The 14,344-nt window shown below is 71.0% G+C and carries 13 protein-coding genes; 7 read left to right on the forward strand and 6 right to left on the reverse strand.

Going from position 1 to position 14,344, the window contains the following annotated elements; all coding sequences use genetic code 11:
• Positions 1 to 35: 35 nt before the first annotated feature.
• The 3 genes from ABZ953_RS13555 to ABZ953_RS13565 all read right to left on the reverse strand — a co-directional run bounded on the left by ABZ953_RS13555 (position 36) and on the right by ABZ953_RS13565 (position 2,501).
• Positions 36 to 653: a hypothetical protein gene (locus ABZ953_RS13555; protein ID WP_361721634.1), complete on the reverse strand. Its 618-nt coding sequence runs from the start codon at positions 651 to 653 to the stop codon at positions 36 to 38.
• A 68-nt stretch (positions 654 to 721) separates the two neighbouring features.
• Positions 722 to 1,174: a helix-turn-helix transcriptional regulator gene (locus ABZ953_RS13560; RefSeq protein WP_361721637.1), complete on the reverse strand. Its 453-nt coding sequence runs from the start codon at positions 1,172 to 1,174 to the stop codon at positions 722 to 724.
• A 118-nt stretch (positions 1,175 to 1,292) separates the two neighbouring features.
• Complete coding sequence (locus tag ABZ953_RS13565; RefSeq protein WP_361721640.1) at positions 1,293 to 2,501, reverse strand: NAD(P)/FAD-dependent oxidoreductase; 1,209 nt, start codon at positions 2,499 to 2,501, stop codon at positions 1,293 to 1,295.
• A gap of 53 nt (positions 2,502 to 2,554) precedes the next feature.
• On the opposite strand from ABZ953_RS13565, the gene ABZ953_RS13570 reads away from it, so the two are divergent.
• Complete coding sequence (locus ABZ953_RS13570) at positions 2,555 to 3,247, forward strand: TetR/AcrR family transcriptional regulator C-terminal domain-containing protein (RefSeq protein ID WP_361721642.1); 693 nt, start codon at positions 2,555 to 2,557, stop codon at positions 3,245 to 3,247.
• Between the two features lie 3 nt (positions 3,248 to 3,250).
• Here ABZ953_RS13570 and ABZ953_RS13575 read toward each other — a convergent pair whose 3' ends face one another.
• Positions 3,251 to 3,988, reverse strand: coding sequence for an alpha/beta hydrolase (locus tag ABZ953_RS13575; RefSeq protein ID WP_361721645.1), 738 nt, complete (start codon positions 3,986 to 3,988; stop codon positions 3,251 to 3,253).
• Between the two features lie 263 nt (positions 3,989 to 4,251).
• Here ABZ953_RS13575 and ABZ953_RS13580 point away from each other — a divergent pair, with 263 nt between their 5' ends.
• From ABZ953_RS13580 to ABZ953_RS13595, 4 genes are all read left to right on the forward strand, one after another.
• Complete coding sequence (locus ABZ953_RS13580) at positions 4,252 to 6,654, forward strand: excinuclease ABC subunit UvrA (protein WP_361721648.1); 2,403 nt, start codon at positions 4,252 to 4,254, stop codon at positions 6,652 to 6,654.
• Between the two features lie 109 nt (positions 6,655 to 6,763).
• Positions 6,764 to 7,174, forward strand: coding sequence for a helix-turn-helix transcriptional regulator (locus ABZ953_RS13585; protein ID WP_361721936.1), 411 nt, complete (start codon positions 6,764 to 6,766; stop codon positions 7,172 to 7,174).
• 10 nt (positions 7,175 to 7,184) lie between these two features.
• On the forward strand, positions 7,185 to 7,601 hold the full coding sequence (locus tag ABZ953_RS13590; protein ID WP_361721651.1) for a VOC family protein: 417 nt from the start codon (positions 7,185 to 7,187) through the stop codon (positions 7,599 to 7,601).
• 125 nt (positions 7,602 to 7,726) lie between these two features.
• Complete coding sequence (locus ABZ953_RS13595; protein ID WP_361721939.1) at positions 7,727 to 8,887, forward strand: MerR family transcriptional regulator; 1,161 nt, start codon at positions 7,727 to 7,729, stop codon at positions 8,885 to 8,887.
• Between the two features lie 147 nt (positions 8,888 to 9,034).
• Here ABZ953_RS13595 and ABZ953_RS13600 read toward each other — a convergent pair whose 3' ends face one another.
• The gene (locus tag ABZ953_RS13600; RefSeq protein WP_361721654.1) at positions 9,035 to 9,406 is read right to left on the reverse strand and encodes a helix-turn-helix domain-containing protein; all 372 of its coding nucleotides are present in this window, start codon (positions 9,404 to 9,406) and stop codon (positions 9,035 to 9,037) included.
• A gap of 35 nt (positions 9,407 to 9,441) precedes the next feature.
• Here ABZ953_RS13600 and ABZ953_RS13605 point away from each other — a divergent pair, with 35 nt between their 5' ends.
• Positions 9,442 to 10,353: an NAD(P)-binding domain-containing protein gene (locus tag ABZ953_RS13605; RefSeq protein ID WP_361721657.1), complete on the forward strand. Its 912-nt coding sequence runs from the start codon at positions 9,442 to 9,444 to the stop codon at positions 10,351 to 10,353.
• 317 nt (positions 10,354 to 10,670) lie between these two features.
• On the forward strand, positions 10,671 to 12,182 hold the full coding sequence (locus ABZ953_RS13610; RefSeq protein ID WP_361721660.1) for a penicillin-binding protein 2: 1,512 nt from the start codon (positions 10,671 to 10,673) through the stop codon (positions 12,180 to 12,182).
• Between the two features lie 43 nt (positions 12,183 to 12,225).
• Here ABZ953_RS13610 and ABZ953_RS13615 read toward each other — a convergent pair whose 3' ends face one another.
• The gene (locus tag ABZ953_RS13615) at positions 12,226 to 14,307 is read right to left on the reverse strand and encodes an AAA family ATPase (RefSeq protein WP_361721663.1); all 2,082 of its coding nucleotides are present in this window, start codon (positions 14,305 to 14,307) and stop codon (positions 12,226 to 12,228) included.
• Positions 14,308 to 14,344 lie beyond the last annotated feature (37 nt).

Genomic DNA, 14,344 nt, shown 5'->3' on the forward strand with positions numbered 1-14,344 from the left:
CCGCCCCGTACACACGGCGGAATCTCGGCAGGCGACTACTTCGCGGGCGGCGTGGGCTTCTTGGCCGCCGTCTTGCGCGTCGTGGTCTTCTTCGCGACGGGCTTCTTCGCCGGGGCGGCGGCCATGGTCTTCGGCTCGGCGGGCGCGGTCGACTGCTGACCGATCTTGGGAGCGGTGGCCGCACCGGCCTCCGGCTCCGCGTCGGGCTCGACCGTCTCGGCCAGGTCGAGGATCTCCTCGGCGGCCTCGCCGCGCCACGACTTCACGGCCTGCTCACCGTGCTCGGCGACCTCGTCGTACCGCTCGCGCGCCTTGACCGCGAACTCGGCGGCCACGCCGACGCTGCGCAGCGCGATGTCCTGCGCGGTCTCGCCGAGCTTCTTCAGATCGGCGTCGAACGCGCCGAAGGCCTCGGTGACCTTGGTCCGGAGGACTTCCTGCGCCTCTTTGGCGCGGGCGGCGGCCTTGTCCTGCACGGCCTTGGGGTCGGTGTTGCGCACCGCGTCGATACGGCCCGGCGCCTCGGCGATCAGCTGCTCGACGAGCCCCGGCACCTTCTTCGCCTGCTGGAACGCGAGGTCCGCGGACCCGGCGACGAAGTACGCGGGCGTGGGGTTGCTGAGGGTCTTGCGCAGGTCATCGGTGATGGCCATGACGATGGTCCTCCCGGAGTCGCATCAGCTTGTCACTTGAGGGTGTGAGGGTGTGCTTCTGGTGGGCATCACGTGCCGTCGGCGGCGCGGGGCTCTTTACCGGTGTCACCGGCGTCCCCGGTGGCGTCCTGGTCCTCGTCCTGATCCGTGTCCTGATCCGCGTACGACGAGGTCTCGAAGCCGTTCTCCTTGCGGAACGACTCGTAGATCTGCAGCAGCACCTGCTTCTGGCGCTCGTTGAGGGAGGGGTCGGCGAGGATGACGGCGCGCGTCTCCAGCTCGTCCCGCTCCTTCTCGTCGAGGATCCCGGCCCGCACGTACAGCGTCTCCGCGGAGATCCGCAGGGCCTTGGCGACCTGCTGCAGAACCTCGGCGCTCGGCTTGCGCAGGCCGCGCTCGATCTGGCTCAGATACGGATTGGACACCCCGGCGGCGTCGGCGAGTTGCCGCAACGACAGCTGCGCGTTGCGCCGCTGGTCGCGCAGGTACTCACCGAGATTGCCGACGTTGAGCGATGCCATGCGTCGATGGTGCAGCATCGTTGCTAACTTTTGCAAGCACCTGCTTGCAAAAGTGCGCCACGCCACGTGGCCCCGGCCGCGGCGCGCTCAACTCTCGTACTTGGCAGTCAGGGTGGAGTCAGGATGGCTGGACTTCGTCGAAGAGAGCGAGGGCTTCGGTGGGGTCCGGGCTCACGAGGCGGTCCAGACCGGCCGTCGTGATCTTCGCCCACCTGCCTGCCCGTGCCCACATCTGTTCCTCGAAGGTGCGGACGACTTCGTCCAGGTCTCCGGGGGCGGTGACTGTGGCGGTGGCGGTGGCGATGGACTCGGCGAGTTCGGCGCCTTCCAGCATCGCGAGGTTCGCACCCGCCCCCAGCGGGGGCATCAGATGGGCGGCGTCGCCCAGGAGCGTCACTCCGGAGACGTGGGTCCAGGTGTGGGACACGGGCAGGACGTAGAGGGGGCGACGGACGAAAGCGGTGCCGTGGCGGAGGAGGTCGAGGACAGGGGCGGCCCAGCCGTCGAACAGGGCCAGCAGGTGCGATCGCAAGGCCTCGCCGTCGGCCAGGTCCAGGTTCATCTGTCGGTCCGGGTTCGTCTCTCGGTCCGGGTTCATCTGTCGGTCCGGGTTCGTCTCTCGGTCCGGGTTCGTCTGCCAGTCCAGCGCCGCGCGGAACGTGGCATACACCTTCGCGTGGCCGCCGCTGGTGCGCTGGGCGACGAGGGAGCGGTTCACGCCGTACACAGCCACGGAACCGTCGCCGATCAACCGGGCGAGGCCGGGGTGGCGGATGTCGATGTCGGTGAGGGAGGCCTCGACCGAGGTGACGCCGGTGTAGTGCGGCGTCACGGGCGAGATGGCCGGGCGGACTCGGGACCAGGCGCCGTCCGCGCCGACCACGAGGTCGAATGCCTCCTGCCGCCCGTCCGCGAAGTGGACCACTACGCCGTCCCGGGCCCCCGGCACCACCCGCGTCACGCCCCGGCCCCATTGCACGCCGAGAGGGCCGAGCAGCAGGTCACGGAGTTGTCCGCGGTCGATCTCGGGATTGGCCCGGTCATCCGGACGGGGACGCCAGTCGCGCAGGACGGTCCCGTCCGCGTCCAGGATGCGCATGGCCTGCCCCTCGGAGCGGGACAGCGCCCGGAAGTCCGCCAGCAGCCCCGCCTTGTGCAGCGCGAGCTGACCCAGCCCTTCGTGGAGGTCCAGCGTGCCGCCCGGGGGGCGGGCGTCGGGGGCGGGATCGCGTTCGAGGACGGTGACGGGGTGGCCGTGACGGTGCAGGACGCGGGCGAAGGTGAGGCCGGCGGGACCGCCCCCGACCACTGCAATACGATGTCTCATGGCGATACACCGTATTGCTCGGATACGGTGTATCGCAACGGTACGGTGTGAGCATGACTGTCTGGGACCGGCCCGAGCCGCCGACTGACCCCGTGCCGCTCGACCGGGAACGGATCGTCGCCGCCGCCATCGCGCTGGCCGACGAGGGCGGCCTTGAGGCGGTGTCGGTGCGCAAGGTCGCGGCTCGCCTGGACGCCGGTCCGATGCGGCTGTACAGGTACATCTCCACCAAGGAGGAACTCTTCGACCTCATGGTGGACGAGGTCCAGGCCGAAATCCTCCCCACGGAGCAGCCCGGTGACTGGCGGGAGGCCCTGCGCGGCCTCGCCCAGCGCACCAGGCAGGCCGCCGTCCGCCACGCATGGCTGGCCGACCTGCTCGGCGGTCGTCCGACCCTGGGTCCGAACGGCCTCGCCGTGACCGAGGCCACGCTGTCCGCCTTCGACGGCCTCGCCGATGTCGACACCGTCATGCGTGCCGTGGAGACGGTCAGCGCCTACTTCATCGGCGCGATCAGGCGCGAGACCGCGAACCTGCGGGCCGAGCGCGCCACGGGCCTGTCCAAGCACGACTGGCAGCGCGCCCACGGCCCGCACATGACGAAGCTGCTGGCCACGGGCCGCTTTCCGGCGCTGGCCAGGGCCGTGTACGACGGCACGGACGTGGACGCCGAGACATCCTTCGCGACCGGCCTGGACTGGGTCCTCGACGCCGTGGCCGACAAACTCGCCCGGCCGTCGGCGTGACGCTCAGCTCTTGCCGACGCCGTCCAGCTGGAGCGCGAAGCGGCGTACCGCGTCGGTGAAAGCGGCCGGGTCGTCGAAGTTCGCGAGATGCCTTGCCCGGGGGATCAGTTCGACGCGGGCGTGCGGGTGCGCGCGGGCGAAGGCCGTCTCGCCGGAGCGGAAGACCGTGTCCTTCTCGCCGTTCAGGATCAGCACCGGAGCCTTGACCTGACGCATCGCGCCCGCGTCGAAGCGTCCCCGTACCTCGCTCCAGGCCGCGGGCAGCGTGTGGAAGGAGTAGCCGGAGCGGATGGTCGCCTCCACCACGTCCGGCGGGTAGAGGCGTCGCAGCAGCCGGTCGTTCCACCGGGCGAGGCGGTCCGCCGGGACGCGGGGGACAAGCCCGGCGACCCACTGGTACGGCGCCGTCCAGAGGCCGCGGGTGGAGGCGCTGGCGCCCGCGAGGATCAGGCCGCGCAACCGTTCCGGGCAGCGGCGCGCGAACTCCAGCGAGGCGTATCCGCCGAGCGAGTGCCCGACGACCAGCGCAGGGCCGCGGCCGAGCGAGTCCACCGCCGAAGCGATGATCTCCGTCGCGGCTGCGAGGCTCCAGGGCTGGGCCGAGCGCTCGCCATGTCCTGGCAGGTCGACGGCGGTCACCGGGAATTCGTCCCCTAGCGCGGCGAGCTGGCTGCTCCACTGTCCCGCGCTGAAGCGCGTCCCGTGGACGAAGACCATGGGCACCGCATCCGCCGCCGTCATCAGTTCCCCCCGTCAGATCTGTCGGACATCGACACCGACACCGACACCACCTTTCGGCGGACCCTAGCGCTCGACCGCGGCGCATCGGGTCACCGGGTCATCGGGTCACCAGGTCACCAGGTCACCGGGTCAAGGCGCCTGCTCCGTCGGAGACTTGGGTTCCGGAAATTGATCAGGAATCGAGAAGCGACGGCCCCGCGCCCCGGCTAGCGTGGCCGAGATGGACCGCGGGCCGGTCCGAGGCCCGACGGACGGAGACCACCGTGAGCAAGCCAAAGCCCAGAAATACGGAGCCGCAGGCGGCAGCCGCGGCCCACGCCGCCGACCGGCACGACCTGATCCGTGTGCACGGCGCCCGCGAGAACAACCTCAAGGACGTCAGCATCGAGATCCCGAAGCGGCGCCTGACCGTGTTCACCGGCGTATCGGGATCGGGCAAGAGCTCGCTGGTCTTCGACACGATCGCCGCCGAGTCGCAGCGGCTGATCAACGAGACGTACAGCGCGTTCGTGCAGGGCTTCATGCCGACGCAGGCGCGCCCCGAGGTCGACGTGCTCGACGGTCTTACCACCGCGATCACCGTCGGCCAGCAGCGGATGGGCGGCGACCCGCGCTCCACGGTCGGCACCGCCACCGACGCCAACGCCATGCTGCGCATCCTCTTCAGCCGCCTCGGCGACCCGCACATCGGCCCGCCCAGCGCGTACTCCTTCAACACCGCATCGGTCCGGGCCAGCGGCGCGATCACCGTCGAGCGGGGCGGCAGGACCAAGGCGGAGAAGGCGACCTACCAGCGCACCGGCGGCATGTGCACGCGCTGCGAGGGCCGCGGCGCGGTCTCCGACATCGACCTCACCCAGCTCTACGACGACTCCAAGTCGCTCTCCGAGGGCGCGTTCACCATCCCCGGCTGGAAGTCCGACAGCCAGTGGACCGTGCAGGTCTACGCCCAGTCCGGCTTCGTCGACCCGGACAAGCCGATCCGCCGCTACACCAAGAAGGAGCTGCGCGACTTCCTCTACGGCGAGCCGGTCAAGGTGAAGGTCAACGGCGTGAACCTCACCTACGAAGGGCTCATCCCCAAGATCCAGAAGTCGTTCCTGGCCAAGGACAAGGAGTCGCTGCAGCCGCACATCCGGGCCTTCGTCGAGCGCGCCGTCACCTTCACCACCTGCCCCGAGTGCGACGGCACCCGGCTCAGCGAGGGGGCCCGCTCCTCGAAGATCGAGGGGAAGAGCATCGCCGACCTCTGCGCGATGGAGATCCGGGACCTGGCCGAGTGGGTACGCGGCCGTACGGACCCTTCGGTGGCGCCGCTGCTCAGCGCGTTGCGGCAGACCCTCGACTCGTTCGTGGAGATCGGGCTCGGCTACCTCGCGCTCGACCGCCCCGCGGGCACCCTGTCGGGCGGCGAGGCGCAGCGCGTCAAGATGATCCGCCACCTCGGCTCCTCCCTCACCGACGTCACGTACGTCTTCGACGAGCCCACCGTCGGCCTGCACCCCCACGACATCCAGCGGATGAACGACCTGCTGCTGCGGCTGCGGGACAAGGGCAACACCGTGCTCGTCGTGGAGCACAAGCCCGAGACGATCGTGATCGGCGACCACGTCGTCGACCTCGGCCCCGGTGCCGGTACGGCGGGCGGCACGGTCTGCTTCGAGGGCACCGTCGAGGGCCTGCGGGCCTCCGGCACCGTCACCGGACGCCACTTCGACGACCGGGCCGCGCTGAAGGAGTCGGTGCGCGAGCCCACCGGGGCGCTGGAGATCCGCGGCGCGAGCGCGCACAACCTGCGCGGCGTCGACGTCGACATCCCGCTCGGCGTGCTCACCGTCGTGACCGGCGTCGCAGGCTCCGGCAAGAGTTCGCTCGTGCATAAGTCGATGCCCGCCGACGCGGACGTCGTGACCGTCGACCAGGCCCCGATCCGCGGGTCCCGGCGCAGCAATCCGGCGACGTACACCGGACTGCTCGACCCGGTCCGCAAGGCGTTCGCGAAAGCCAACGGCGTGAAGCCCGCGCTGTTCAGCGCCAACTCCGAGGGCGCCTGCCCGACCTGCAACGGCGCCGGAGTCATCTACTCCGACCTGGCGATGATGGCGGGCGTGGCCACCCCGTGCGAGGAGTGCGAGGGCAGGCGGTACCAGGCGTCGGTCCTGGAGTACCGGCTCGGCGGCCGCGACATCAGCGAGGTCCTCGCGATGTCGGTGGACGAGGCCGAGGAGTTCTTCGGCGGCGGCGAGGCGCAGACACCCGCGGCCCACCGGATCCTGCGGCGCCTCGCGGACGTCGGGCTCGGCTACCTCAGCCTCGGCCAGCCGCTCACCACGCTGTCCGGCGGCGAGCGGCAGCGGCTCAAGCTGGCCACCCACATGGCCGACAAGGGCGGCGTCTACGTCCTCGACGAGCCGACCACCGGCCTCCACCTCGCGGACGTCGAGCAGCTGCTCGGCCTTCTCGACCGGCTCGTCGATACGGGCAAGTCGGTCATCGTCGTCGAGCACCACCAGGCAGTCATGGCCCACGCCGACTGGATCATCGACCTCGGCCCCGGCGCGGGCCACGACGGCGGAAAGATCGTCTTCGAGGGAACGCCCGCCGACCTCGTCGCCGCCCGCTCCACCCTCACCGCCGAGCACCTCGCGAAGTACGTCGGTGTGTGATCACGGGGGGCGGCGCCGTGCCGCCCCCCTCGGTAACGTGGACCTCGTGCCGCCCGCGTCCCGTGTCTCCCTCCCCGACCTCGTCCGGCTGCGCCAGGCCCGCGACCGGATGGACCGCGACTACGCGCAGCCCCTGGACGTTCCCGCGCTGGCGCGCGGCGCCCTCATGTCGGCGGGCCACTTCTCGCGCAGCTTCCGCGCCGCCTATGGAGAGACCCCGTACAGCTACCTCATGACCCGCCGTATCGAGCGTGCCAAAGCGCTGCTGCGCCGCGGCGACCTCAGCGTCACCGACGTCTGTTTCGAGGTGGGCTGTACGTCGCTCGGCTCGTTCAGCTCGCGCTTCACCGAGCTGGTCGGCGAGAGCCCGAGCGCCTACCGGGCCCGCGACCACGCCGACGGCGCCGCCGTCCCCGCCTGCGTCGCCAAGCTCCGCACCCGGCCCGTGCGGAACCCCGAGCGGAACCCCGAGCGGAACCCCGTGCGGAACGGGGAAGCGAAGGCCGGTCCCAGTGCATAGCTTGGTGTGCATGGACATCGAACTCGCACAGTGCTTCATCGCCGTCGACGACCACGACAAGGCCCTCGCCTTCTACCGTGACGTGCTGGGCTTCGAGGTGCGCAACGACGTCGGTTTCGAGGGCATGCGCTGGGTGACCGTGGGGATCCCCGGGCAGCCGGGCGTGGAGATCGTCCTGGAGCCCCCGCTCGCGGACCCGAACGCCCCGGCCGCCGACCGGCAGGCGGCCGCCGAACTGATGGCCAAGGGCATGCTCCGGGGCGTCAACTTCCGCACCGGCGACTGCGACGCCGCGTTCGAGCGGATCCGTGCCGCGGGCGGCGAGGTCCTTCAGGAGCCGGTGGACCAGCCGTACGGCGTGCGCGACTGCGCGTTCCGCGACCCGGCGGGGAACATGCTGCGCTTCGTCCAGCCGCGCGCGCAGTAGCAGTTCCGAAGTGGGTGGTTGACCTTCACCTCAGGGGAAGCCGCAGCATCGGTCGTGCCGGGCGACCTGCCCGGCACGAGGGAGGGACGGGGACGGGCATGACGGGCATGACGGGCATGACGGGCATGGGGCTGCTGACCATCGGGGCGTTCGCGAAGGCGTCCCGGCTTTCGCCGAAGGCGCTGCGCCTCTACGACGAACTCGGCTTGCTGCCCCCGGCCCGCGTCGACCCGGTGACCGGCTACCGCTTCTACGCCCCGGACCAGCTGGAACAGGCCCGGCTCGTCGCCTGGCTGCGCCGTCTCGGCATGCCGCTCGCCCGCATCCGGCACGTCTGCGCGCTCGACGCGGAGACGGGCGCGGGTACGGGTGCGGGTACGGGTGCGGGTGCGGCGGCCCAGGAAGTACGGGCCTACTGGGCACAGGTCGAGGCCGACACCGCCGCACGACGGGACCTGGCCGCCTTCCTCATAGACCACCTGTCAGGGAAGGACCCCAGCATGTCCCCCACCACCCAGCACCTGAGCATCCGATACGCCGCTCTCTCCGACACCGGACGCGTCCGGGAGAGCAACCAGGACACCGCGTACGCCGGTGCCCGGCTGCTCGCCGTCGCCGACGGTTTCGGCCGCGCGGGCGCACCCGCGAGCGCCGCTGCCGTCGACACGTTCAAGCGCCTGGAGCGCCTGGAGCTCCTGGAGTCCGGGGGCGTTCCTGCGGGCAGCCTCCTCAACCTCCTCGAAGAAACGGTCGAGCAGGCCGGACGGGCCGTACAGGCCGTACACGGCGCCACGACGACCGGGACCGGACCGGCGGACGAGGCGGGCACGACGCTCACCGCCATGCTCTGGACCGGCTCTCAGCTCGCCCTCGTCCACATCGGCGACTCCCGCGCCTGCCTCCTGCGCGACGGGGAGTTCTTCCGGATCACCCACGACCACACGCTGGTGCAGTCCCTGCTCGACGAGGGCCGCATCACGGCGGAGGAGGCGTCCTCACACCCGCAGCGCTCGCTGCTGATGCGCGCCCTCACCCACGGCGGCGACGCCACCCCCGACGTACGGCTGCACGACGCCCGGCCCGGGGACCGCTATCTGCTCTGCTCCGACGGCCTGTCCACCGTCGTCCCCGACGAGGAGGTGCAGCGGGTTCTCGGCACGGTCGCCGACCCCGAGCAGGCCGTACGGGAACTCGTCGAGCTGGCCAATGCGCTGGGCGGTCCCGACAACGTGAGCTGTGTCGTCGCCGACGTGGTGGAGGCCCCGGCCTCCGGACCGCGCGGATAGCCACCTTTAGCGGATAGCCACCTTTAAGTGGGTACTTGGCGGGCCGTGGACGAGCGGCGAAGCTGAGGGGGAAGCGCCCGGGCAGGGCGTGCGACTACGGAGGGGGTGCCGAGTGACAGGAAGAGCGACTGAACGAGTGACGGACCATCAAGATGCTTGCTGTGTACGGGACTCCGCCTCTTCCGCAGCCGTCATCCTGTCCAGACGCCGGTGGCCCCAGTCCGACAGCGGGGCCAGCGCCTCGGCGAGGTCGCGGCCGAACTCCGTGAGGGAGTAGACGGTCTTCAACGGCCGCACCTCGTGCACCTCCCGGTGCACGAGGCCGTCCTCCTCCATCTCGCGCAGCGCCTGAGTCAGCACCTTCTCCGTCAGCCCCGGCAGCATCCGGCGCATCTCACCCGGGCGGCGCGGACCGCTTTCGAGGGTCCAGAGCAGCGCGGTCTTCCACTTGCCGTCGATCACGGAGATCGCGGCGGTCACCCCGCACACGTTCGGGTCCTGGGCACGGCTGCGCGTCATCTTCCTCGTCCCCTCGTATCCACAGGAGTTGCATCATGTCCTCGTACAACGACCAGTCTGCCGTCACCGATTCCGCCACCGATTCCGTCACCGTCCTTGGGCTCGGGCCGATGGGCCGGGCCCTCGCCGGTGCCTTCCTCGCCGCCGGAGTTCGGACCACCGTGTGGAACCGGACCGCCGGGCGGGACGGTGAGCTGGTCGCGCAAGGGGCGATCAGCGCCGCCACGGCCGAAGAAGCCGTCGCAGCGAGCCCGTTGACCGTGGTCTGCGTCGTCAATTACGACGCGTCCGACGCCGTACTGCACCGCCCCGAGGTCACCCGGGCGCTCAAGGGCCGCACAGTCGTGAACCTCAGCGCCGACACCCCCGACCGCGCCAGAGCCGCCGGGAGCTGGGCGGCCGAGCACGGCATCCGCTATCTGGACGGCGCGATCATGACGCCGACCCCGACCATCGGTACCCCGCAGGGAGTGTTCATCCACAGCGGGGATGCCTCGCTCTACGAGGAGCACCGCGCCGTCCTCGAAGCGCTGGGCGGCACCCACACGCACCTCGGCGAGGAGATCGGGCGGGCGGCGGCGTACGACGTCGCGCTGCTCGACATCTTCTGGACCGCGATGACCGGCTACCTGCACGCGATGGCCCTGGCGAAGGCCGAGGGCATCACCGCGCGCGAGCTGGCCCCCTTCGCGACGGGTATCGGCGCGATCCTGCCGGAGCTCTTCGAGGAGTTCGCGGGGGACGTGGACGACGGCACGTACTCGGGTGAGATCAACCCGATCACGTCGGCGGCCTCGACCATGACCCACGTCATCCACGCCTCCGAGTTCCACGGAATCGACGCGAGCGTCATGCGTGCCGCCGAGGGTCTCGCCCGCCGGGTCATCGACGAGGGCCACGGCGCCGACGGCTCGACCCGGATGACCGAGCTGCTCAGCCGCCGCTGATCAGGAGCTGGGGGCGGGGCTGGGGACGGCGCAGGGTGGGGTAGTCGGTGTGAGGTCACCGAGGCGGGTGGGCTGGAGGAGGGGAGAGACGGATGCGGCGGCGGTGACGGTGGTGACAGTGGTGACGGCTGTCGTGGCCGGGGCTGCGGTGGCGGTGGCGGTCCGCTGACGCCCGCCCTCGTCCCCCAGCCCCCGGATCCCCGGTTCTCCCCCGCACCCGGGCGAAAGTGAACAGAATGGTTGTCCGCACCGTTCTCGCTGTCCGCACCGTTCGTCGTCCGCACCGTTCGTTCGTCGGCACCGGGGGGGCGCCACCCATGAACCGTCCGCTGCGTCACATAGCCGTCTTCTGCGGCATCCTCACGCTCGCCCTGCTCCTGCGGGCGACCTGGGTGCAGTTCGCGCGGAACGACGAGCTGTCGAACCAGAAGCAGAACCGGCGCGTGCAGATCGAGGCCTTCTCCCACCCCCGCGGCGACATCATCGTCGGCGGCAAGCCGATCACCGGCTCGAAGGACACCTCCGGCACCGACTTCAAGTACAAGCGGGTCTTCAAGGACGGCCCGATGTACGCGCCCGTGACGGGATACTTCTCGCAGGCCCAGGGCGCCACCTTCCTGGAGGGCGTCCACAACGGCATCCTCAGCGGCAGCGACGACCGGCTCTTCATCAGGCGCACCCTGGACATGCTGACCGGCAAGAAGCAGCAGGGCGGCGACGTCGTCACGACCATCGACCCCGAGGCGCAGAAGGCCGCTTACCGGGGCCTCGTGAACCTCGACGCCAAGGGGGCGGTGGTCGCCCTCGACCCCCGCTCCGGGAAGGTGCTCGCGCTGGCCAGCACCCCCTCGTACGATCCGTCGGTCTTCGCGGGCATCTCGCAGGAGGAGGGGCGGGCTTTCGAGCGGCTCGCCGACCGCAAGGACAAGCCGCTGAACAACCGCGCGCTGCGCGAGAGCTACCCGCCGGGCTCCACCTTCAAGATTCTCACCGCGGCCGCCGCCCTGGAACACGGCGTGGTGACGGACATCGACGAGCCGACCGGCGCCGAGACCCCGTACAAGCTCCCTCTCAGCTCCACCCGTATCGGCAACGACGTGCCCGACGCGAACTGCGACAAGGTCTCGATGAAGACCGGCATGCAGTGGTCCTGCAACAACGTCTTCCTCGACCTCGCGCTGAAGGTGGGCAAGGACAGGATGCGCGAGACAGCGGAGAAGTTCGGGTTCAACGACGAGCACTTCCTCCCCGTACGCGCCGTCGCCAGCAGCTATCCGGAGAAGCTCGACAAGCCGCAGACCGCGCTGACCGGCATGGGCCAGGGCAGTCTGACCAGCACCCCGTTGCAGATGGCGATGGTCACCGCGGGGCTCGCCAACGGCGGCAAGGTCATGAAGCCGTACCTGGTCGAGGAGTTGCGCGGTCCGGACCTCTCGGCGGTCGAGAAGGGCGAGCCGCACGAGCTCGACCGGGCCGTATCCGAGAAGACCGCGAGGACCGTGCAGGAAATGATGGAGAACACCGTCGAGAACGGCACCGCGAACAAGGCGCGCATCGACGGTGTGACGGTCGGCGGCAAGACCGGCACGGCCCAGCACGGCGCGAACGTCAACGACGAGCGTCCGTACGCGTGGTTCGTCTCCTACGCCAAGGCCCCCGGCAATGACGACGGTGGCGATGGGGGCGACGGGGGCGACGGCGAATCGCCGGTCGCCGTCGCGGTCTTCGTCGACCCCTCCAACATGAACATCGCCCGCTCGGAGATCGCGGGCGGCAAGCTGGGTGCGCCGATCGCGAAGGCGGTGATGGAGGCGGTGCTGGAACGCTGAGCCCTACCCTCATTTCTCCCTACGCCTGCGCCTCCGCCTGCCCCTACCAAGGCAGCGGCCTGGCGTGCAGCACATCCAGGCGGGACACCGCCCTGGTCAGCACCACATACAGCCGGTGCAGCCCGCGCCGCTCCGCCTCCGCGATCGCGGCCGGTTCCACGGCGACGACATGGTCGTACTCCAGGCCCTTGGCGACCGAGGCGGGCAGCAGGGTCACCCGAGCGCCGAGCTGGTCGGGGCCCGCGGCCTCGATACCGGCTGCCGTGAGGGCGACGCGCAGCCCCTCGACGTCCCGGTCGGCCGCGATGACCCCGATCGAACCCTCCCGACCGAGCCCGTCCCGCACCGCGTCGACGGCGGCGGCGGCGACCATGTCACCCGGTCCCGTCTCGATTACGTTCAACTCACCGTCGGCGCGCAGCGATTCGGCGGGCGGCACGTCCACGTCGAGCCGTCCGAGCAGCTGGTTGGCGAGCCCGACGATGGCCCGCGGCACTCGGAAACCGGTGGTCAGCGGGGCGACCGTGGCATCGGGTTTCCCCAGGTGGACGAGGAGGTCGGGCCAACTCCGAGCGGCCCAGGGGGTGGTGGCCTGCGCGAGGTCGCCGAGCACGGTGAGCGAGCCGAAGTCGGCGCGGCGGGCGATGGCACGGCACTCCATCGGCGAGAGGTCCTGCGCCTCGTCGACGACGATGTGGCCGTAGCCCGCGGGGCGCTCCAGAAGCCCCTCCACCTCGTCGAGGAGCACGAGATCGGCGGGGCTCCACTTCGCGGACTTGTGGGAGCGCGGCGGCCTGGCCCACAGGAGGGCGCGCTGCTCGGCGCCGTCGAGGATCCCGTCGGCCGCGGCGGCGAGCGCGTCCGCGTCACCGAGCAGCCCCGCCAGCACCTCGTCCGCCCGGACCTTGGGCCAGGCGGCCTCGACGAAGGCGCCGACGGGCCGGGAGCGGGCGATCTTCTGCAGCCAGGTGTTGTTCTGCGGTCCTGCCCGCCGCTCGGCCTGCTCCTGGATCGCCCGGACGGCCCGGCTGCGCACCCGCTCACGTCCGACGGCGTACGGGGGTTCCTCCCCTCGTACGTCCTCGATGATCTGCGCAAGCTCGCCGAGCGGCACCCGCCAGCGGTACGAACCGTCGGGCACGGCAAGGGAGTCGGCGGGCGCTGTGACCCGCGCGTACAGGGCGCGGCGCAGCACCTCGGCCATCCGGGCGTCGTGCTTGACGGCGGCGGCGGCCTCGTCGTCGACGGCGCGCACCGGGTGCCGGGCGATCTCGTCCTGGACGGTGGACTGCCGTACGCCGGTCTCGCCGAGGGAGGGCAGGACCTCGGCGATGTAGCGCAGGAAGGTGCGGTTGGGCCCGAGGATGAGGAGGCCGGAGCGCTGCACGCGGCGGGGGTGGGTGTAGAGGAGGTACGCGGCGCGGTGCAGGCCCACGGCGGTCTTGCCGGTGCCGGGCGCGCCCTGCACACAGAGGGAGGCGGCGAGTTCACCGCGTACGAGGTCGTCCTGCTCGGGCTGGATGGTGGCGGCGATGTCGCGCATGGGGCCGACGCGGGGCCGCTCGATCTCCCCGGCGAGGATCCCGCTCACGGGCCTGCCCGCACCCGCATGCTCGCCCTCCCCCAGGGGTTGGCCCTCCCCCAGGGGCTCGTCCTCCAGGCCGGTGAGGTCGGTGGAGTCGCCCTTGCTGCCGGGCGCCCAGCCGAACCGGCGGCGGACGGCGACGCCCTGTGGGTCGCGGGCGCCCGCCTGGTAGAAGGCGCGGGAGACGGGGGCGCGCCAGTCGACGACCAGGGGCGGGGCCGAGGGGTGTTCGGTGATGCGCAGCCGTCCGACGTGGTAGCACTGCCCGCGGTGTTCGCCGGCCCGTTCGCCCTCGGTCCCGTCGTCGGCGAAGTCGAGGCGGCCGAAGAAGAGGGGGGCTTCGGGGAGCTCGCGCATGGCTTTGGCGTGGCTGCGGAACTGGTAGCCGAGCACTTCGGCGTCGGCGCCCGACGCGGAGACGTCCGCTCCGCCGGTCACCAGTTCCTCGGCGCCTTCGACCATGCCGGTCAGGGCGGCGCGGCAGGCGTCGTGGTAGCTGCGTTCCTGGGTGAGTGCATCGGAGGTCGAGGTCGTCGTCATACCGACCAGAATAATGTAACCGAGTTAAATTTGTAAC

Origin of the sequence: Streptomyces sp. NPDC046465 (genome assembly GCF_040646035.1) — a bacterium.
In the GTDB taxonomy this organism is placed as follows: Bacteria; Actinomycetota; Actinomycetes; order Streptomycetales; family Streptomycetaceae; genus Streptomyces.